Origin of the sequence: Thiospirochaeta perfilievii, assembly GCF_008329945.1 — a bacterium.
GTDB classification, from domain to species: Bacteria; Spirochaetota; Spirochaetia; order DSM-2461; family DSM-2461; genus Thiospirochaeta; species Thiospirochaeta perfilievii.
On the sequence record NZ_CP035807.1, the window covers coordinates 2548616 to 2567074 of the forward strand.

Consider the following 18459-nt stretch of genomic DNA (forward strand, 5'->3'; position numbering starts at 1 on the left):
TTTTTTGTTTAGTTATACTATTTCCGTTTAAACAATATATGCTTCCAGAAAATAAAATAATTATACATATATAAGAAATGAATCCAGTATTAAATAGTAATTCCATATTTTTATAGGTATCTATTTACCTCTTAATTTTATGTGATTTTTGTCTTGAATCTACGGCTTCTAATATAGATATCATAGAATTATACTAACCAATATAAAAAGCCGTATCAAGAATTTTTTAATATAAAATAACTTTGAAATGTAAGCTTAGTTAATAGTTTTTTAATGGTTACAGTATATATATTAAAAAATTATATCCTGTAACAAATGTTACTGGTCTTTCCCATATGTGCAATTTACAGTTTTAAAAACTATATAATTCTTTGTTATATAAGTAATTATATGGGTTTGTATAATTAAATTATAATTCAAAACTGCTCCAAAATCAAGCTTAAGTGTTTACAGTATTGTTTACACCTACAGTTATATAAAAATAACTATGAATTAAAAGAGCTTTGTTTGAAAGAGTTAATTATGTTATAGTTCTAATATGATTGCAGACATTGATCTAATAAAAAAAGATATCACAGAAAGACTAAAGGTTTTAAATCCTGAAAAAATTATCTTGTTTGGAAGTTATGCCTACGGTAATCCATCAGAAGATAGTGATCTGGATATTTGTGTTGTTGAAGATAAGGTAGAATCAAAAATTGCAGAAAAAACTAAAATTAGGGCTCTACTAAAAGATATACGAGTTTCTAAAGATATTATTGTTTCATATAAAGAAGAGTATGATTTTTACAAAACTCAGATAAATTCAGTGTTCTATGATATTGAGACTAAAGGTGACTTATTGTGGCAGAGAAATTCTTAAAACAATATGAGCTTTTAATAAATAAAGCAAAAGTAGATTTAAAAGTAGCCAAAAACATCTTAAGAGATTTTAACAATGGTGACGATGAATTGGATCTTGAAGTTGTTATGTTCCACTTACAACAATCAACAGAAAAGATTTTAAAATCAATCTTAGATTTAAACAGTATAAAATTCCCTAGAACCCATGATATTGAAGAGCTAATTAACCTCCTGAAAGAGAGTAAAATAGACCTAAACTATAACACTATAGATAAACTTATTGTCCTCTCTGATTATGCAGTAGAAGGCCGGTATGGTTTGATACATGATGATATGCATGATATTGATCTATTTATTGGTATTATTTCGAACTTATTAGATAATATAGGTTATTAAACAACTCTCTCATATTTTATTGGAATCATTTTTGGTTATTATAATAAGCGATAATCTCAGCTCTTGTTTTACCATGTAGTTTTAACATTGGATTAATACCTTCCAGTCTTAAACTCTCTTTATAGTTATTTAGTCTATTTTTTCTTATAAATTCTACTTTCTCTTCAAAGGATTTTTTAATCATATACTAATTTTATATTCTTAATTTTGGCAGGTCAATGATACTGGCATTTACTGTCAATAGTAGACAGTCTTGCTTTAAGCTGCCTCCTTCTTTTTTATTCTTTTCCCTGCCCAAACAGCAGGAGCAACATTTCCTAAAGAGGAATGTCGCCTAATTCTATTATAAAAAACTTCTATCCACTCCTGAATAGCTGCTTTTGCTTCTAGTCTAGTTTTAAACCTTCTGTGATATACAAACTCCTGTTTTAAAGCACCCCAAAAGCTTTCAGTAGGAGCATTATCAAAACAATTGCCCCGTCGAGACATTGAAACTTTAAAGCCAGCTTTTTTTACTGAGTCTATATATTTTTTAGAGCTATACTCGACTAAGGAAGAGAGATTACTCTCTCCCCCTCGTCTAAGAACCGTACGTGAGAGTTTCCCGCTCATACGGCTCAAGCATTTAACAAAGCAAAAGAAGGTACACTCAATGCAAGTAATACTGTTCATAGTGCTAATCGTTCAGCGAGAGAAAAACTAAGTCTTGTTATAGAATCCAAGTCCTTATCGTAAGAAGATGAAGGTCGTTGGCTTCGTGAAAAAGGATTGCACTCAGAGCATATAACTTTATACGAACAGGAACTGAGAGACATGGTGGAAAATAAAAAAGATTCAGAAAAAGAGATTAACAAGAAGTTGAAAATAGAGAATAAAAGATTGGGGAGAGAGCTTAAAAGAAGCCAGGCTGCACTTGCGGAAATGGCTGCGCTTTATACGCTTAAAAAAAAAGCGGAGGAACTTTGGGGGGCAAAGAGGAAGATTGATCTCTACGGATCTAAGGAGGTCTGCTGTGGAATTAATAACAGTAGCTACTGAAACTGGTGCTCGTTTACGTGAAGCTTGTAAGGCGATGGAAATATCTACAAGTTCCTTCGAACGTTGGCGAGCTGGTAATCTTATTGATTCTAGAAAAGGATCTGTTAAAAACATACCCCAAAAGTTAACTTACGAAGAAGAACAAGAACTAATTAACCTCTGTTGTAATAAGCAGTACAAAGATTTAAATCCTTACAAGATTCATGCTTCTTTGCTAGATAAAGGTGTCTATATAGCCAGTATAAGCTCGTTTTATCGAGTTTTAAGGAAAAATAGTCTAATTACACACCGCGGTAATTCACGCCCATCAAAGAAACGTAATCCTCCACTCGAAAGAAAAGCGACAGGACCTAATCAAGTTTGGACTTGGGATATTACCTTTTTAAAAACAGATATAAGTGGTCTCTTTTATTATGCATATGTAATTATTGATATTTGGAATAGGAGTATCGTGAAATGGGCTATTCATGATAGAGAACATGATACACTTGCTCAAGAACTATTTCAGTGTGCTCTACTTGAGAATCAGCATCCTGATGTTTTTGTACATTCAGACAATGGTAATCCTATGAAAGGAGTTTCTTTTATTAAAGACTGCTCAATATTAGCAATTTCTTCAGGACTTATATCCCTAATAAGTTTATCAAACTTTTTCTTAATTGTTTTTATATCTGAACCTTCGTTGAGATTTTTTACAATCTCCCGTAACTTAGCTTCTTTTTCTCTGTTATTCCCAATTCCTTCACCCATATGTAAACTCCTTTGGATAATTGTTTTCTATTATAAACTAATATCGAATAGCAGAATCACCCGTAACAAATGATACGGAATTATGAATATATTGCTAAATAAAGATTTTATCCAGTTTATCCTCGTTGATAATCCTGATTTCATTATTTTTGTGTGAAATAACACCCTCTGATACTAAGTCGGAAATAGATCTGGATAGAGCCTCTCTGGAGCATCCTAAACTAGATGCCAGATCGGATATAACAACTTCTTTAATTGTTAAATTATTATTTTTAGTTATAAGAAATATCAATTTTTGTTTTAGGGTTTTAAAGGATAATAATTCAATTTTATCTGTAAGACCTAACATTTTATTTGATATTCCATAGAGAAATGATTCAAGATTTTCTCTCATCTTTAGATATTCAAATATTTTAACTTCTGAAATTTCTTTTACAACGGTCTCTTCTTTTGCGATAATCCAGCCGGGATAATTGATATTTAGAAAAACTATAAGTTCAGCATACGTTTCCCCAGCAGTTATTTCTTTTAATACAATCTCTTTTCCCGAAGGGAGAACTCTGCATATTTTTACAGAACCTGATTCAACCCTACCCATGGAATAGCATATATCTTCAGAGGTGTGAATTACATCACATTTTGAATACTTTTTCTCTATCCCATTTTCAAATATAGAGTCATTCCATGTTCGTTTATTCATTATTATTTACCCCTTGTTAGTACTATACACCCTGCTAAAGTTTTTTCACCATCAATAATAGCATTTCTAAAAGCATCACAACTACTAAATCCACAACCTCCACAATTCAGGTTTGGAAGTTCTATCCTCTCTTCTTCTTTATCCTCTTCTTTTATATCACTTCGCTTTACTAGTTTTTCTGTTAGTAAACCAATACCTAAAACAGCAGGAATTGTAAGGAAGAATCTTGTAAGAGAGAACTGTAATCCAAGAAACTGGATTTCAACCATTAGCATAGGTATCTTTATTACAGCCCAGGAACTTAGGATTATAACCATATTTGAAATAGAAGCCCCTTTCTTAAAGAGAACCAGAGCTGCAGGAAATGCTGCATATATAGGACCGGCTGAAACAGACCCTATTAAAATAGAGAGAAAACGACCTTTTATACCTGCTTTCTCACCCAATCCTTTCTGAATAGTTTTAGATGGAACCCATACTGTTATTAATGCCGAGAGAATCATAACAGGAGGAAGAACCTGAATCATCTCTGCAAGGAAACCTTTTGTAATTCCAATAGCATTAAAAAATATTTCTCTGTTAAAAATAAAAAATACTATATATAACAACCCTGCTAATATTAAAAATTTAAACTGTTTAATTTTTCTTATCATAATAATAACCCCATGAAAAACGCAATTATAAGAGCCATGGCAAAGCTTATACTGTTTCGTACAATGGCAAACTTCTTCCCGAAGTGTCTTACTTCGATAGGAAATGTTGCAAAACCAACCATAGTTAATGTTGTTAGAAATGCTGCAAGGGATACAAGATGAGCTCCACTCACATAGAGGGATTTAGTTAGCGGGAATGCAATAAAAGCCGGCATTATTGTTAAGGTTCCAATTAAAGCACCGTAAATTGTGCTTAGTATTGTACTCCCTCCACCTAATATATCCTTAATAATTTCAGGTGGAAGAAGTGCAAGAACCAGACCTACAATTGCCATAACTCCGGCAACCTCTACAATTGTTCCAAGAAACATTTTTTTAGCAATTTGTACTGCCTGCTTACTTCTACTTCTACTTTTAATAATAGAAACAACCAGCAGTATTACCGCCAATACAATCATAATAACTGTTGTCATATAAACTCCTTTTAGTTCTCTATATGCAGTTATTATGACTGCTTAATATTCTTGTGAATGTGATCCTTGTCACGTTTTAGGAGTTTTTACAACAAGAACTCTAAGAATTTCTGTATTGCTGAAATTTTCTATAGCATGGGGTATATCCTTTGGACTCTCAATAAGTGAATCTGATTCTACTGCAATACGTTCATCTCCAACTTCTATCCATGCTTTTCCTTCCAGTACATAGAAAAATACATCAACCGGAGTTGTGTGTGTATCAAGTCTAGCTCCTGGGGTAAGAGTAATATGGTTAGCAATTGTCTCATTATAATCGTAAATTCTTTGACCTTTTACTCCGTTCTTCTGTACAACAACTTCAGCTTTGTTTACTGGTGTTATTTTCATAATTTAAATCTCCTTTATTTTGTAATATTACAAACCTTAACTGGACATGCTTCAATGCACTGGTAGCACATAAGGCACTCCTGCTTAAGATTAAATCGCTTTTTATTTTCCTTTGTTGATATAGATTCAGATGGACAGACTTTTTGGCATTTACCACAACTTATGCAGTTGTTTTCATCTATATTCATTGATATTGTGGACTTTCGTGATGTTAATGATAGAATGGTTCCAAATGGACATACCGCTTTGTGCCAGAAAGACTCTTCTATAAAAAGTGTTATAAAAACTGATAGAATAACAACATAGAGTAGTATATTTATTTTTATATGAATCACTCTTACAGCTACCATTGATACAACAAATAAAATCAGAAAAAGATACCTTAACCAGGTTTTAGATAGTATAACGGGAGGCTTCAACCGTTTTATTTTAAATTTTCTGTAAATAAAATCTATAGGCCTGAATAGAGTATTCATTGGGCAGATCCAACCACAATAATATCTACCTATAATAGTCGAAAGTATTGTCCCAATAAGAAAGATTCCAAACCATAACTGAAGTTTGTTATTTATAGTTAGACCTATAAAAAAAACTAGAAAAAATACTTCAATTACTGTTCGTAATTGATTAATGGCTTTTAATTTCATAGCAATCCTCCAATATAACAATTATATGCGCTATTGAAAGATTACTGTGTGATATATATCACGGTAGGCTAATTAATTTTATCACCCCAATCATCATCAACATTGGTTGTGTAACTAATATTGAACTTATCTACAAGGAAATTAACAATATCATCATTGAAGAATTGTGCCTGCTTAGGACCAATTTTGATATTTTGAATTCCCAGACTAAATAATCCTAATAATATTATAACAGCTTTCTGCTCCATCCACATTAGTTGTATGTTGATTGGTAACTCATTTACAGGAGTTTTAAGTGCATCACTTAAAGCAAGAGCAATCTCAACAGCCCCATAGCTGTCATTACACTGTCCTAAATCAAGGTAACGTGGAATTTCTGTTCCAGGGACATTTCCAAAATCAATATCATTAAACCGGAACTTACCACAACTTGAAGTTAACAATACTGTCGTTTCTGGTAGTCTTGATGCAAGTTCTCTAAAGTATTCTCCATCTTTACCTGGAGCATCACAACCAGCAATAACAAAGAAATTTTTGATCTGGCCTTTGTCTACAGCATCGAGAATTTGAAGAGCCAGAGATAAAATAGTTTTAAAGCTATGGCCTGTCATAACCGTTTCGTCAGAATCAAATCCTTCTGCATCTGGTAGTTCTAAAGTTTGAGCTATAATTTCAGAGAAATCATCATTATTTATATATTTGATACCTTCAATTTAAGAAAGTCACTGACGATGTTTTTCAAATCTTCTGCAATTTCTTTCGTATTTGCAGTAATTATGAAGTCATCAGCATATCTAATAAGATTGACTTTCATCTTTGCTTTAAAGTGGTTCCCTATATTACCTTTTGAGTTTCTGTGATATTTATCCTGAATAATCTTTTCAAGACCATCTAATGCAATATTAGCATATAGGCTTGATATCGATCCACCTTGTGGACCCAGAGATGTATGCTTTTACATGCTGGACATTCTGGAGGTTTTATCCATTTAAATTTTTTTCCTTCTTCTTTAAGAAGTTTTAAATTTACCCGATAATAAAGTATCAAATGGTCATTCATTTGTTTGGAATTTTAAAAGAGCTTCGGTCTTCAAACTTGGAAGCTCTTTTTTATCTAAAGTGGGGAATTCTGGTTTCCATCACCTGAGGAATTTAGATTACCATTTCCAACTTTCTATCATAGCATCGTTAAATGTACTTTTTCAGTATATATCATTAAAACTCTAATTGTTTCTTATGCAAAGTAAAGAAAAATGAACAAAACTTAAACTAACAAATTGCCTAATCAGAATATAAAGATGTATAATAGAATAAGAATGAATAATAAAGAATAAATAGGAGTATTTATATGGCTAAAACAGTAACCATGAGAATTGATGATAACACATATAATTTAATTAAAAATGCAGCAACTGGGGAAAGAAGGTCAATTTCAAACTTTATTGAATACGCAACCATGGCTTATTTAGCAGAAGAAAGCTTTATTTCTGATAAAGAAATGGATGAAATCCTTAACGATAAGGATTTACTTGTAAACCTTAAAAATGGAAATGAAGAAATTGAATCTGGGAAGTATAGAATAATTGAATGATTTTAAAATTGCTGAAACAAATAGTTTCGTTAAAAAAATAAAAAAATCAGAATATAAAAGGTTATACAAAAAGATAGAGACTTATGTTTATCCGATACTTAAACGTAATCCCTATTTTGGTCCCAATATCAAAAGACTAAAGGGAGAATTTTCAGAATTCTATAGATATAGAATTGGGGATTATAGATTGTTCTATAAAATAGAAGAAGATAAAATTCTGATATTTGTTGTCGATATAAAGCATAGAAAAGATGCTTATAATTAATTATTGAATTATAAAATATAAATGGCATAAATAATTATTCTGGATATATTGTAGTCGGATTATTAATAAATGATTTTCCTAATACTAGTAAAACAGAAATAAAGGATTCTAGAAAATATTGAATATGAAAATTATGTAACAGAATTTTATGATGATTTTGATAAAACCTTAAGAATAGATATTATGGTTCCTGACGAATCATGGAGTAATATTGTATAAAGATAGAGGTATAATAAAAACATGGAATTGACAAAATCTTTGTCAGTGTGCCACGAAGGCATACTTTATATATAAGTAGCTATGCTACAAAACAGATGAGGGTAGATCCATCGGAATCGGCTTACAGGAGTAGGTTTCAAACCACCAAAAAATGCTGTGGTAAAGAGCCATGGTGGCGAGCGTTTTGGAAAAGGTTATAGCATGACTATAATCAGGTATGATTTGAAGAGACGAATGATTGAACCATCATAGAGGTGACTATTAAGAATACTAATATTGTAGTTTAGGCGTATGTCTAGGTTCTAATTGTATCCTTTTAATAAAAACAAAAGATAAAGCGAAGCTTTACACATTAGGTTAGTGATTGGTAGGGTTGCTTGCAAAACCCATACCTTGGGTTCGAAGCGATAGCGTAGCCCGTGAATGAACGACCCAGTTTACTGGGTAACCCCCAAATATTTTTAAATAAACTATATAACCTGTATCATTTGTTACTGATACTAATTACTAAATATCCTATACTGTAGGTATGAATAGCGAAATTGAAATTAAACTAACAGATACACTCTTTACAATTACCCAGAGGTATCCTGAAACAATAGATCTTTTTGTTGCAAATGGTTTTCCTCAAATGGAGACAGCTTCAAAAAGAGAAACTATGGGTAGTGTCATAACCTTGGATATGGCAATGAAATCCAAAAATAAAAACTCAAAACTATTTTTACAACTTTTAAAAGAGGTTATAAATCAAAAAAAAGATATGGCAGATGAGGGAGAAGGGATTAATGACTTCTCTAACTCCTGCGATATAGCTGGAGTACTCCCTTGCCCTGTAAAAATACCCCTACTTGATGGCTTTAAAACATTTTCTAAAGAGTACTATAAACAGCATGGAAACGGAATTAATTATAGATTAAAGTCCGCTTCAGGGGGATCTCTTGGCTTGAAGATGAGGTACGGGATGCTAAAGATGAAACAGAAATCCCCGACCTATTTATATCTGCAGGATTTGAACTCTTTTTTGATAAAAAGTTAATTGGAAAGTATAGGGATCAGGGTTTATTCCACGACATGTCATCTCTAGATAGCTTTAATAGCTGTTATAGTGGATTAGACCTAAAGGATCCTAAGGGAAACTACTCCATATTAGCCAGCGTTCCTGCAATCTTTTTAGTTAATACCGAGGAGTTAAATGGTAGAAAAAGACCCGAAACATGGGATCAGTTACTATCAGATGACTTTATTAATTCAATAGCACTACCAGTAGAGGATTTAGACCTATTTAATGCTGTACTTCTAACACTGTATAAAGAGAAGGGGTCAGAAGCAATTAAGTCTTTAGGAAGAAATATGCTTAGCTCAATGCACCCGGCACAGATGGTTAAAAATAGCGGGAAGTCAGAGGATAAGCCAGCTGTTACTGTCCTTCCTTGGTTCTTTACTAAAATGGTATTCCCTGGGACATCCCTAGAAGTTGTCTGGCCAACAGATGGTGCTATTTTAAGTCCAGTATTTATAGCAGCAAAAAAAGATAAAAAAAATGAATTAGAAGATATTGTTCACTACTTTGAGTCTGAGAGTGTGGGGGAAATTCTACGGGATAAGGGATACTTCCCATCAGTTAATCCAAATATAGATAACCGAATACCAAAAGATAATAAATTTAGGTTTTTAGGTTGGGATTTTATATATAACAACGATATTACAGAGATTATAAATATCTGTATGGATCTATTTAACAAGGCGGTTATATGAAATTAGTAACATTTTCAGGTCCTCCATCATCAGGGAAGACCTCGGTTATATTAAAAACAATAGACTCCCTAAGAAAGAGGGATATAACACCGGCAGTAGTAAAATTTGACTGTCTTTATACAGATGATGATGTTCTATATAGAAAAGCTGGAGTTCCTGTAAAAAAAGGGTTATCAGGGAGTCTCTGTCCAGACCACTACTTTGTATCAAATATAGAAGCAGTTGTTGACTGGGGGCTAGAGAATAATTTTGACCTTTTAGTATCAGAATCTGCAGGTCTATGTAATAGATGTTCCCCATATATTAGGGATATAAAAGCGATCTGTGTAATAGATAATCTCTCTGGTATAAATACACCTAAAAAGATCGGCCCAATGTTAAAAACCGCAGATATTGTAGTTATAACAAAGGGAGATATTGTAAGCCAGGCAGAGAGGGAAGTATTTGCTTCTAGAGTTCAGGCAGTAAATCCTAAGGCTATTATATTAAATGTAAATGGTTTAACAGGTCAGGGCTGTTTTGAACTAAGTACACTTCTAACAGAGAGTATGGAGGATGTTGTATCATTAAAAGGGAAAAAACTAAGGTTTAGTATGCCATCAGCTCTATGTTCCTACTGTTTAGGTGAAACCAGGATTGGTGAGAGTTACCAAATGGGTAATGTTAGAAAAATAGACCTAAAAAAGGATGATAACAAAGGGGGAGAACATTGAGTCCAAGTAATAACACAATTAAACAACTGTTAGAGAAATACCCCTTTTTAGTCAGTTTTTTAGAGGATAATAATATTAATTTTCTAGGAAATGAGGATAAAACTTTAAGGGAGATAATTAACCTATTAGATAAGGATGAGCAGGAAGAGCTTGCAATAAATATTGGTCAACTAGAGGAAAATTTAGAAGAGTTTATTGACCAGATGTCTGCATTTTTATCAGATGACGATGAAGAAGTTCACTCTATAACAATTTTTCCAGGGACAGATAAATCTGGAGCTCCAGAAAATTATAAAAGCCTTGAATTAAAAAAAGGGGAGATAGTCTGTATTGTTGGACCAACTGGTTCCGGGAAGAGTAGACTTTTAGGAGATATAGAGTGGGTTGCCCAGTGTGATACCCCGACTAATAGAAGGGTTTTAGTTAATAATGAACAACCAGATAGTAAGTGGAGGTTCTCAATCTCCGACAAGTTAGTAGCCCAGTTAAGTCAGAATATGAATTTTGTAATGGACCTAAGTGTAGAGGAGTTTGTAACTCTTCATGCTGAGAGTAGGATGATAGAAGATATTGAAGAGACTGTTAAAGTAATTATTGAGAATGCCAATGATCTAGCAGGGGAGAGATTCTCTAAGGATACTCCAATAACAAGTTTAAGTGGTGGACAGTCAAGAGCTCTTATGATTGCAGATACTGCCCACTTAAGTAGATCCCCGGTTATTCTAATAGATGAGATTGAGAATGCAGGGATCGATAGAAAGAGGGCGTTAGATCTACTGTTAGCAGAGGATAAAATTGTACTTTTAGCAACCCATGATCCAACTCTAGCACTTTTAGGGAACAGAAGAGTTGTAATAAAAAATGGTGGAATTGATAAAATAATAGAAACATCAGAAAAGGAGAGGGAAATCCTATCCGAACTTGAGGTTTTAGATAAAAGACAAGCCGAGTTACGAAATGCCCTAAGGCATGGAGAAAAACTAAGATAGAGGAGTTTTAATAGATGCACGAAGGATGTTCAGGTTCATTTGCAAATGGACAACAGGTAGTAGATAAGGTAAGAATGATGGGGTTTTCAGGGGAGTCTATGCCAACACCTCTTATTATAGAGTGTAAAGAGTGTGGAGAAGCCTTTGTTATGAAAACATTTGAGTCAAAGTGTGATTGTGGAGTAGTTTACGCTGTAACCCCATGCCATGCATCCTCTGCTGATAATGTATTAGCTGCAGGTAAGGGTTATTGAGTTAGTTAAGTATAAAAGGGGTTAAATCATTTTTAGCCCTTTTTATAGTAGAAATATAAAAAATGAATTAGTATTTAAATGTAATTTAAGGAGATTGTTATGAAAAAAGTATTTACAATAATTATTATGTTAATAGTTACTGCTAACATCTATTCCCAGGACTTTGTAAAACAACAATTAAAAAAAATGGGTGCTGTAAGTGGTGAAGTAGTTACTAAACCAAATAAATCGGTAAAAAGTTTATATAGGTTTAAAAAAGATGGACAAAGTGGCGCTGTTATAGTTTCTTATATTAAAGAGTTAAAAACAGATGTTTGTATAACAGTTATTAAAGTTGGTAAGAGCTATCTAATCGATTCTATATATCTCTTAGATGAGAAATCTTACAATAATAAGAGATTACCAGAGATCCTAAATGCCTTTGGACAATGGGATAAAGCAACTGAAAAAAATATTCCAGATGTAATATCCTCTGCAACAAGACACTCTCAGGGACTGTTTAAGGATATTGATAAAGTTATTAAAAGTGTAATAAAGGATATCTAATAAATATTAAAGGTAGTTATTAAGCATGAACAATACCTGTTTTTTAACTTCCTTCTTTAACTCGTCAATATTTTTTGGATTATCTAATATTATATAAAAATGTAGAGCGGAGTGAAATATTGATGTAAAAATATCCATTAGGGTTACAATATCTTCACTCTCTTTATCCACAAACTCATCACTAGACTTTATTTTATCTAAAATTATCTCGTAAGCAGGATGAATAAAGTGATTATTGTTTTGATCTTCAAAGTAGGTATAATCTATACTTGTGGATAAAAATGGGTAGTATATATTGGTATTTGTTGCATTGAATTCAACCATTAGATCGGAAAAATTACAGCAGATATCCTTTAAGTTATCCCCTTTAAGGTTTTTTGTAATATAATCTGCACACTCATTTGCCATCTCAACCATTGATATACATACTAGCTCATTGAAGTTTTGGAAATAGTTATAGATTGTAGCGTAGGAGTAACCCGCTTTATCTCCAATTTTTTTAGTTGTTAGGTTTTCTAGACCCTCTTCTTTTATTATATCAATAGCTGCATCTAGAAAGTACTTTTTAACTCTGCCTCTCTGAATCTGTTTTTTATCGCTTATCTTACCCATACCACTAGGATAACAAAAGAATTACTATTGGTAAATCTATAAAACTCTAAATATTACTTGACATATTTACAAAGAGGGTGGAATATTAAGTAAATTAATTATATTAATGGCATTAATAATTAAGAAAGGATGTGTTTTTATGAGTGAGAAGTTACCAAAAAGCGGGATTTTTATCTATTCAATAGGTCAACTAGGGTGGTCAATTCTAGTTAATATTGTAAGTCTTCAGTTAGTATATTTTTATATACCACCAATTAGTTCCGGGATTCCACTAAGAATTACCCAGGCAGTATTTCTTGTAGTACTAAATGCACTAACCTTAATTGCAGCAAGTGGTAGAATTTTTGATGCAGTAACTGACCCTATAATTGCTAACTTAAGTGATAAGTGGAAGGGGAAGAGAGGGCGAAGAGTACCATTTATGACATTTGGTGCGATCCCGGCAGCAATTTTTTGTACTCTAATGTTTATTCCTATTGTAAGTGGTGTCAGTAGCCTGAATATTGTCTGGTTATTTTTTATGCAGGTTCTATTCTATCTATTTCTAACTTGTTATGTTACTCCGTTTTTTGCTCTACTACCAGAACTAGGCCACACCACTAATGAAAAACTAAACCTATCAACATGGATATCTGTTACTTATGCAATTGGTATTGTTATAGCATCCTTAGTACAGCCAATTGCAAAGATTTTACCTTTTGACAATCCAATTACAGCAGTTCAGGTATCTATTGGAATGATAGCTTTTGTTGCAATGATATTTATGTTGGTTCCAGCACTATTTTTAAATGAGAGAAAGTATGTCTCTGGGACAGTCTCCAGTGAACCGCTATTTGAGTCATTAAAAAGAACATTTAAAAATAAAAGCTTTAAATACTATGTTGTAGCTGACTTCTCCTACTTTATGGGGCTGACTATTATTATGACTGGTCTCTTATACTATATTACAGTATTATTAGGACTCTCCGATGGGATTATGGGATTTTTAATGCCATTAATGATTGTTGTATCTTTTGTATTCTACCCTTTAGTAAACATCTTGGCTAAAAAGTTTGGTAAAAAAACCCTTATTATTGGATCCTTTTTCTTTATGGGTCTTATTTTCTTCTTTATATATTTTATGGGTAAGGTTGCAATACCAGAGAAGTTACAGGCCTACCTTGTAGTTGTTTTATACTCTATACCCCTATCTTTTTTAGGTGTTTTACCAAATGCTGTATTAGCAGATATAGCTGAACATGACGCTTTAAAAAATGGAATTAATCAGGAGGGTATGTTTTTTGCAGCAAGAACTTTAATGCAAAAATTTGGACAAACCTTTGGTGTTTTGACTTTTGCAGCATTAACATCCCTTGGTAAGGATCCAGGTGATGACTTGGGTATAAGAATAAGTGGTTTAGTTGGTTTTGTTCTATGTTTTGTAGCTGGAACATATTTTGTTAAATATAATGAGAAAAAGATAATTACAGAGAGTAATGTCTTAAGGTTGAAAGTGTAATGCTTATTTTTCTACTTATACTCTCTATTTTAGTTGTTTTAGGTATTTTTTTCTCCGATAAAGTCCTTAAGATAGAGACTCGAACAATACAAGATGTTCTTGATGTTGCTACAGAAAAAAAAGAGTTTAAACAAGCTGATTATGATAAGTATATAAAAGAGGACATTCTTGTAGAGTCCCAATATGGTTATAAAATAGCTGGAGAGAGAATTCTTAGTGGCATGGATAAAAGCGATAAAGTTATGCTTTTTAGTCATGGAGTGGCAACTAATAGAAAATCATCTATAAAGTATGGAATGTTTTTTTTACAACTAGGTTGGGATGTGGTTATTTTCGATCATAGAAGGCACGGTGATACATTAGATGGAAAATTTTCAGGATATGGTTATTATGAAAAAAATGATCTAAACAGTGTTTTTAACTATATAAAGAGAATCTACGGAGCGTCTTGTCGGGTGGGGATCCATGGGGAGTCCATGGGTTCCGCCATAGCTATACAGCAAGCTGGGGAGTATAATAACGCAGACTTCTATATTTTTGACTGTCCCTTTTCAAACCTTGGTAAGCAGTTAAGATATAGGTTAAGGGTAGAGTATCAACTTTTAGGTTTTATAATTATTCCCCTAACCAACCTATTTGTTAAATTAAGGGCAGGCTTCTCTTTTAAAGATGTTTCACCTATAAACTTTGTAGATAAAATAGAAAGGCCGGCACTATTTATTCACTCTAGGAAGGACACCTATATAAAATACAATATGTGTGAAGAGTTATATCATAAGAAAAAGGGAGTAAAGGATCTCTATATTGCTGAATATGGTGACCATGCTGAGTCATATACTCAGAATAGGGATGAGTATATAAAGGTTGTCACTAGCTTTTTAGATCAGGCTTGACTATTATCACTCGAACTACATATCATTAATTATGAATAATAAGATTCCAGAGATTATATTAGGTGAGTTGTTAAGAAAAGCTAACTTAACCCTCTCCACTGCAGAGAGTTGTACCGGGGGAAATATTGCCCACAAGATAACAGAGATACCAGGCTCTTCAAGCTACTTTTATGGTGGGGTGGTCTCCTATGATAATAGTGTTAAAACAGGGGTCCTAGGGGTTAATATAAAAGACATTATCGATTTTGGAGCAGTTAGTAAAGAAGTTGTAGAACAGATGGCCCTAGGAGTAAAGGGGTTAATGAATACCGATTGGGCTGTAGCTACATCTGGGGTAGCCGGGCCTGGTGGTGGCTCTAAGGATAAACCGGTAGGGACTGTATGGATAGCATGGGCTGGACCAAATGGGGTAGAGAGTAAAAAGTTCCTCTTTGGTAATAATAGAAAGGATAATATAAAAATCTCTACCCAGACAGCAATTTATGGTTTAATTAGCCGTCTATCATAGTTATATTTTTATAATATATAGGTAGATAACTATCAAAACGAGGGTATATTTCCCTCATCTTTCTATAGGAGTTTAACTCATCAATACTCTCCTTTATTAAGTAGAATCCTCTCTCCTTCTCACTTTCTAAGAGTCTGTTGTATATTTTATCATCTATATTATAAATATCCTTTAGAGCAATAAGTGTTACAGCTCTAACTAAAAGTTCATTAAAAAATATTGGGGCTTCAGGATATGCCTGTTTTTCCATTAGCTCTTTAACTGGATTAAAAATGTCTAATAACTCCTGATTGTTAAAAATTTCTTTAATTTTTTCATTCGATGGATTTATAAATGAGTGGGATAGTTCATGTATTGTTAAAAAGGATAGGTCTAGACCTGTAGGTAAAATAGGTTCATTTAGACTTGTTCCTCTAGCCCTAAGAACCTGATTAACAATTAGTTTATTATCTAACTCTATACTAGAACCATAACCTCCCCCAGGAAACATAGCCGGGGCAAAAACTAAATGGAACTCACTACCTGACCAACCATAAAAGTTTGATAACCATTTAGTTATTTTTTCAGGTTCCATCCCATTCATAGATCTATTTATGTAGTTACTATAGTTCTCTATATTACTATTATAGAATTTATCAAATTTAGAGACTATTGCAAGATCCCTTAGGGCTAGTCGAAAATCCTCTAAGATTCCTTCGTTCCACGCCCTATCTATAAGATACTCCGAATATCCATTAATATTTTCTAACTCCGGTAAAGGGCCTAGCCTAAGAGCGAGATTTGGTGGTGCATCATATGTAAACCCCCGTCTTGTTAACTTTTCAGCTATTTTAAAAGCATCATGTTTTTTATATGGATCAAGGTACTCTTTTAAATCTCTAAAGTACTTATTTCCACCGGTTTCCGGGCCTCTAATTTTTATCCAACTTGTATAGGCTAATACTCCAGAGAGTAGTTCTATATTTGGATTTATCTCCCCGTAAATAGAATCAGAAAAGTTTATAATAGTACTTTTGGTAATATATTCCGCATCCGTCTCTTTTTTATCATTAGATTTACAACTTATAATTAGAACTAAAATAACAATAACTCTTAACTTCTTTAACTTCATATAACCAATTATTTTAAAGAAGAAGCAAATAGTCAAGAATATTATTTTTTGAACTTGATATTGCGATATGGTAGTCAATTATGTAGTATAGTATTAGAGGTGCTTAATGAATATATCTACAAAAACACGATATGGGTTTAGACTGATGGTCTATTTAGGTTTAAATGAAACTTCTGGTGAGCCCACTCAATTAGGAGAAATTGCAGAGAAAGAGGGACTCTCCTTAAAATATTTAGAGAAAATAGTACAAATGCTTAAAAGAAATGGGTTAGTAACTGTAAAACGTGGACCTAAAGGTGGTTATAGCCTCGCATCAGAGAGTGGTAAAATATCCCTATTAAGTATATATGAAGCCCTAGAGGGAAGTTGTGCTGTTGTAGAGTGTACCGACGGAAATATATGTGATAGGCAGAACCTCTGCTCTACAGCAAATATATGGTGTGATTTATCAAATGTTATTAGTAATTTCTTCTCTGAGAGAACCTTAAGGGATATTATTAATGAACAGGATAAAAAGAGCAATATGTTCTATATATAATGAAATTATTACTTCTTCTGTTTACACTTCCTATAGCACTTTTCCCTGATTCATTTTTTCAGTATGAAGTAAAAAGATATGATAATGTAAGGGATCTTGCTGTTAGGTTTAAGGTTCAAGAAGATATTTTAGTTAAAGATAATAAGTTAGAGAATGTCCCCCATCTTTTTGTTGGGCAGATATTAAAAGTACCAGTAACATATAAATATAGTGAACCAAAACTAGCTAGTTTAACCAGGGTTATGAATAATTCTACCACAAACTGGTCAAATCCAACCTTCGAAATATACAAATGGGATAAGGTACCCACTGTTTTAATTTTTGATACTATAAATTACTCCCTTCAATCCTTATTTTTTAAACGATTAGCCTTTTTTATAGAGAAAAAAGACTATATAGGAAATATCTACTCCCTAGATGAATTACAGGGAGAGCGTGGGTGGAACGGCCATGATTATAGGGCAAAGGATTTAGCACGTTTTTTCAATAAGATAAGTGATGAGGGTTTAGATTTAACCAGGGGTGAGGATATTTTGTTGGATATCCTCCTTAAAAATAGGATTTTAAGCAGATCAGAAAATAGATTCATTCCTCTCTCAGGAGCAATTATCTCATGTTCTAGAGGGAGTTTATACAACCATAGAAAGACAATTTTAAGGCATGAGGCCTTTCATGGTCTATTTTTTACATCCCCTGAATTTAGAGAGTATACAAAGGGTGTTTGGAATAGTTTATCTAAGGATGCAAAGACAATTTGGATTTTATATCTGGAGTTTTTGAATTATGAAACATCGGATATCGAATTAGTATATAACGAATTTATGGCCTATTTACTCCAGATCTCTGTTGATGAAACCTACATCTATTTTAATAATGTTGTATTTTATAGACTCTATTATGAATACCCTTCAAAAAGAGTGTTAATAAATAGATTTTTTAGTAATAATAGAACACCGTATAAAGAATCTATAGAAAAATTTAGAGCCTTTACGGAAAAAATGTTAATTGAGTAGATATTTTTATAAAATAGGGTATCTTTTCCTTTACTTATGATTAAGTTTGGTTTACCATACTAACA

Annotated in this window: 27 protein-coding genes and 1 pseudogene; 17 read left to right on the forward strand and 11 right to left on the reverse strand. The window is 32.7% G+C overall.

The annotated features are described in order from the left end of the window. Positions 1-538: 538 nt before the first annotated feature. Positions 539-862 (forward strand): nucleotidyltransferase domain-containing protein, encoded by a 324-nt coding sequence (locus EW093_RS11660; RefSeq protein ID WP_149568578.1) that lies wholly within the window; start codon positions 539-541, stop codon positions 860-862. Then, positions 844-1239, forward strand: a complete 396-nt coding sequence (locus EW093_RS11665) for a HEPN domain-containing protein (RefSeq protein WP_187759693.1) — start codon at positions 844-846, stop codon at positions 1237-1239. Before EW093_RS11660 ends, EW093_RS11665 begins: the two co-directional genes overlap by 19 nt. 25 nt (positions 1240-1264) lie before the next feature. Here EW093_RS11665 and EW093_RS11670 read toward each other — a convergent pair whose 3' ends face one another. Continuing rightward, positions 1265-1423, reverse strand: a complete 159-nt coding sequence (locus EW093_RS11670; RefSeq protein WP_149568580.1) for a YhfG family protein — start codon at positions 1421-1423, stop codon at positions 1265-1267. A 74-nt stretch (positions 1424-1497) separates the two neighbouring features. Further along, a pseudogene (locus EW093_RS11675) lies at positions 1498-1788 on the reverse strand (integrase core domain-containing protein); the annotation flags it as partial. A 267-nt stretch (positions 1789-2055) separates the two neighbouring features. On the opposite strand from EW093_RS11675, the gene EW093_RS11680 reads away from it, so the two are divergent. Further along, a complete protein-coding gene (locus EW093_RS11680; RefSeq protein WP_187759694.1) occupies positions 2056-2277 on the forward strand; it encodes a hypothetical protein in 222 nt (73 codons plus the stop codon). Further along, positions 2252-3100: a DDE-type integrase/transposase/recombinase gene (locus tag EW093_RS11685; RefSeq protein ID WP_149568582.1), complete on the forward strand. Its 849-nt coding sequence runs from the start codon at positions 2252-2254 to the stop codon at positions 3098-3100. Before EW093_RS11680 ends, EW093_RS11685 begins: the two co-directional genes overlap by 26 nt. Positions 3101-3121: 21 nt before the next feature. Here the strand turns inward: EW093_RS11685 and EW093_RS11690 are convergent, their stop codons facing one another. The 7 genes from EW093_RS11690 to EW093_RS18115 form a co-directional block, all read right to left on the reverse strand. Further along, the gene (locus EW093_RS11690) at positions 3122-3727 is read right to left on the reverse strand and encodes a Crp/Fnr family transcriptional regulator (RefSeq protein ID WP_149568583.1); all 606 of its coding nucleotides are present in this window, start codon (positions 3725-3727) and stop codon (positions 3122-3124) included. 2 nt (positions 3728-3729) lie between these two features. Then, positions 3730-4380: a permease gene (locus tag EW093_RS11695; RefSeq protein WP_149568584.1), complete on the reverse strand. Its 651-nt coding sequence runs from the start codon at positions 4378-4380 to the stop codon at positions 3730-3732. After that, positions 4377-4853 carry a permease gene (locus tag EW093_RS11700; protein ID WP_149568585.1) on the reverse strand — a complete coding sequence of 159 codons (477 nt, stop codon included), beginning with the start codon at positions 4851-4853 and terminating at the stop codon, positions 4377-4379. Before EW093_RS11700 ends, EW093_RS11695 begins: the two co-directional genes overlap by 4 nt. A 69-nt stretch (positions 4854-4922) precedes the next feature. After that, complete coding sequence (locus EW093_RS11705; RefSeq protein WP_149568586.1) at positions 4923-5243, reverse strand: cupin domain-containing protein; 321 nt, start codon at positions 5241-5243, stop codon at positions 4923-4925. 14 nt (positions 5244-5257) lie between these two features. After that, positions 5258-5890 carry a 4Fe-4S binding protein gene (locus EW093_RS11710; protein WP_149568587.1) on the reverse strand — a complete coding sequence of 211 codons (633 nt, stop codon included), beginning with the start codon at positions 5888-5890 and terminating at the stop codon, positions 5258-5260. Positions 5891-5958: 68 nt separating this feature from the next. Next, positions 5959-6603, reverse strand: a complete 645-nt coding sequence (locus tag EW093_RS11715) for an anaerobic carbon-monoxide dehydrogenase catalytic subunit (protein WP_149568588.1) — start codon at positions 6601-6603, stop codon at positions 5959-5961. Next, entirely contained in the window at positions 6582-6833 is a 252-nt protein-coding gene (locus EW093_RS18115; RefSeq protein ID WP_223111687.1) for a reverse transcriptase domain-containing protein, read from the reverse strand. The genes EW093_RS11715 and EW093_RS18115 overlap by 22 nt, the downstream gene beginning before the upstream one ends. Before the next feature lie 404 nt (positions 6834-7237). Here EW093_RS18115 and EW093_RS11725 point away from each other — a divergent pair, with 404 nt between their 5' ends. The 8 genes from EW093_RS11725 (at position 7238) to EW093_RS11760 (ending at position 12221) form a co-directional block, all read left to right on the forward strand. Next, complete coding sequence (locus EW093_RS11725; RefSeq protein WP_149568589.1) at positions 7238-7480, forward strand: CopG family transcriptional regulator; 243 nt, start codon at positions 7238-7240, stop codon at positions 7478-7480. After that, positions 7473-7745: a type II toxin-antitoxin system RelE family toxin gene (locus EW093_RS11730; protein WP_149568590.1), complete on the forward strand. Its 273-nt coding sequence runs from the start codon at positions 7473-7475 to the stop codon at positions 7743-7745. The genes EW093_RS11725 and EW093_RS11730 overlap by 8 nt, the downstream gene beginning before the upstream one ends. Positions 7746-8493: 748 nt before the next feature. Then, entirely contained in the window at positions 8494-9000 is a 507-nt protein-coding gene (locus EW093_RS11735; RefSeq protein WP_149568591.1) for a DUF1858 domain-containing protein, read from the forward strand. Then, a complete protein-coding gene (locus EW093_RS11740; RefSeq protein ID WP_246745108.1) occupies positions 9000-9719 on the forward strand; it encodes an ABC transporter substrate-binding protein in 720 nt (239 codons plus the stop codon). The genes EW093_RS11735 and EW093_RS11740 overlap by 1 nt, the downstream gene beginning before the upstream one ends. Further along, positions 9716-10432 (forward strand): GTP-binding protein, encoded by a 717-nt coding sequence (locus EW093_RS11745; RefSeq protein ID WP_149568593.1) that lies wholly within the window; start codon positions 9716-9718, stop codon positions 10430-10432. The genes EW093_RS11740 and EW093_RS11745 overlap by 4 nt, the downstream gene beginning before the upstream one ends. Next, entirely contained in the window at positions 10429-11421 is a 993-nt protein-coding gene (locus tag EW093_RS11750) for an ATP-binding cassette domain-containing protein (protein ID WP_149568594.1), read from the forward strand. The genes EW093_RS11745 and EW093_RS11750 overlap by 4 nt, the downstream gene beginning before the upstream one ends. A 14-nt stretch (positions 11422-11435) precedes the next feature. Further along, entirely contained in the window at positions 11436-11675 is a 240-nt protein-coding gene (locus tag EW093_RS11755) for a hypothetical protein (protein ID WP_149568595.1), read from the forward strand. A gap of 99 nt (positions 11676-11774) precedes the next feature. After that, positions 11775-12221 (forward strand): hypothetical protein, encoded by a 447-nt coding sequence (locus tag EW093_RS11760; RefSeq protein WP_149568596.1) that lies wholly within the window; start codon positions 11775-11777, stop codon positions 12219-12221. 6 nt (positions 12222-12227) lie between these two features. Here EW093_RS11760 and EW093_RS11765 read toward each other — a convergent pair whose 3' ends face one another. After that, positions 12228-12833, reverse strand: a complete 606-nt coding sequence (locus tag EW093_RS11765; RefSeq protein ID WP_149568597.1) for a TetR/AcrR family transcriptional regulator — start codon at positions 12831-12833, stop codon at positions 12228-12230. 139 nt (positions 12834-12972) lie between these two features. On the opposite strand from EW093_RS11765, the gene EW093_RS11770 reads away from it, so the two are divergent. Genes EW093_RS11770 through EW093_RS11780 form a run of 3 tightly spaced genes read left to right on the forward strand, consistent with a single transcriptional unit; the run spans position 12973 to position 15732 of the window. Continuing rightward, positions 12973-14331 (forward strand): MFS transporter, encoded by a 1359-nt coding sequence (locus EW093_RS11770; RefSeq protein WP_149568598.1) that lies wholly within the window; start codon positions 12973-12975, stop codon positions 14329-14331. Continuing rightward, a complete protein-coding gene (locus EW093_RS11775) occupies positions 14331-15224 on the forward strand; it encodes an alpha/beta hydrolase (protein WP_149568599.1) in 894 nt (297 codons plus the stop codon). The genes EW093_RS11770 and EW093_RS11775 overlap by 1 nt, the downstream gene beginning before the upstream one ends. A 31-nt stretch (positions 15225-15255) precedes the next feature. After that, the gene (locus EW093_RS11780; RefSeq protein WP_149568600.1) at positions 15256-15732 is read left to right on the forward strand and encodes a CinA family protein; all 477 of its coding nucleotides are present in this window, start codon (positions 15256-15258) and stop codon (positions 15730-15732) included. Here the strand turns inward: EW093_RS11780 and EW093_RS11785 are convergent. Continuing rightward, positions 15716-16843: a DUF4932 domain-containing protein gene (locus EW093_RS11785; protein ID WP_149568601.1), complete on the reverse strand. Its 1128-nt coding sequence runs from the start codon at positions 16841-16843 to the stop codon at positions 15716-15718. The two genes, EW093_RS11780 and EW093_RS11785, sit on opposite strands and share 17 nt — an antisense overlap. Positions 16844-16949: 106 nt before the next feature. Between EW093_RS11785 and EW093_RS11790 the strand changes: the two genes are divergently transcribed. After that, positions 16950-17381: an RrF2 family transcriptional regulator gene (locus EW093_RS11790; protein WP_149568602.1), complete on the forward strand. Its 432-nt coding sequence runs from the start codon at positions 16950-16952 to the stop codon at positions 17379-17381. Continuing rightward, positions 17381-18394 (forward strand): LysM peptidoglycan-binding domain-containing protein, encoded by a 1014-nt coding sequence (locus EW093_RS11795; RefSeq protein WP_149568603.1) that lies wholly within the window; start codon positions 17381-17383, stop codon positions 18392-18394. The genes EW093_RS11790 and EW093_RS11795 overlap by 1 nt, the downstream gene beginning before the upstream one ends. Positions 18395-18459 lie beyond the last annotated feature (65 nt).